The organism is Herbaspirillum sp. B65 (assembly GCF_000333555.1).
Classification (GTDB): Bacteria; Pseudomonadota; Gammaproteobacteria; order Burkholderiales; family Burkholderiaceae_D; genus Herbaspirillum; species Herbaspirillum rubrisubalbicans.
Genome location: NZ_BADI01000970.1, coordinates 1 through 1,279, shown reverse-complemented (window position 1 = coordinate 1,279; position 1,279 = coordinate 1). Strand labels below are relative to the sequence as shown.

Here is a 1,279-nt window from a genome sequence, read left to right as displayed (position 1 = left end):
CCAGCATGGCCACTGAGCTGCCCAGCATCACGCTGGCAGCCAGACGCAGCACCGTTCGACGATCCCCAAAAACCTTTCTGCGGAGGCACAGACATTTGGCCCGGTCTCTTCATCGTCACAAGACGATCTGCACGCGACCAGGTTCGCTCCATGCGAAGATAGGCGATTCGATTTTCCGTCGCGTCATTCAACCAGGCGTCCAGACTCTCCTGCTGACTGCTACTCCAATCGTCCCTGTCGCGTCGTGCCAGCCAGTCTGTCGCCTCGGCTTCGACACGAGAAGATCTTTTCATTGTGCCTCCTCCTTGTTCTGGCAGGAAGTCCTCTTTCCGGCTAATGCAACCGTCACGCCCATGCTCAACAGGCTTTGTGCCATTGCCCTGATTCCCTTTGATATCTGTCGTTCCACCGTGTCCTCCGCAATTCCCATATGCATAGCTACCTCGCGCTGGGAAAGTCCGTCGATCTTGCGAAGTTTGACGACTTGGCGACAGCGCTCCGGGAGTTCATCGAGCGCACGTTGAAGCAAACGCAACTCTTGCAAACCAATCGCATGGCGTTCTGGAGAAAGCAAATCTGGCGTAATCTCCAATGCCTCCAGATCGGCATAGGCTTCGATTGACACCACTTGCGATCGACGTGCCCGATCGATCAGCAGATTTCTTGCGATGGAAAACATGAATGCCTTGGGCTGTTCAGGCCGGCTTACGCATGATGCCTCATACAGACGCACGTAAACCTCCTGCATCAGGTCTGCAATTTCATCGCCACTCCCATGGCTGTTGCGTCGAAGGAACCGCCATAAAGCATTCTCGAGAGGCAATATCTCTCGGGAAAACCATTCATCCGTTTCTGTGCGTTTCATTCCCGTGCTCAACAATCATTAGACGAACAAAAAACCGAAATCCGGTACGTCTTTGAAAAATATTTTCAGAGGCGCAATGGCATCGATAGGCATACAACGGCAATCAGGAAAGCTGTTTTACTCAGCGAAAAACAAGCGTACGCCAAGCGGGTGAGAGACAGGATGGGTGGAACTGCGGCGCAGCAGGCCAGGCTGGGAGAGACGCGAGTATAGGCCATGAAAATGACAATATTGTTACAGAGGGGACGGAGGAGCACCACCTCTCCGATCACTCGGAAGGAAATTTCATTTCATGCGGAAGTCCGTTGTCAATCAAGACTTATGCCGCTGGACAGGCAGCTTGCGATAAAGCGAGTCAGCCACTTTCTGCGCCATTTCAGAAATGCATGCAGGTCGGCGTCCCGGAATATCAAG

General features: G+C 53.1%; 2 protein-coding genes. Both read right to left on the bottom strand.

Annotated elements, in window-relative coordinates; translation table 11 throughout:
* A partial coding sequence (locus I5W_RS31640; protein ID WP_148289181.1) for a FecR/PupR family sigma factor regulator occupies positions 1-293 on the bottom strand: 293 nt, incomplete at its 3' end.
* Complete coding sequence (locus tag I5W_RS22815; protein ID WP_017455439.1) at positions 290-865, bottom strand: RNA polymerase sigma factor; 576 nt, start codon at positions 863-865, stop codon at positions 290-292. The genes I5W_RS31640 and I5W_RS22815, both read right to left, overlap by 4 nt.
* Positions 866-1,279: the final 414 nt, after the last annotated feature.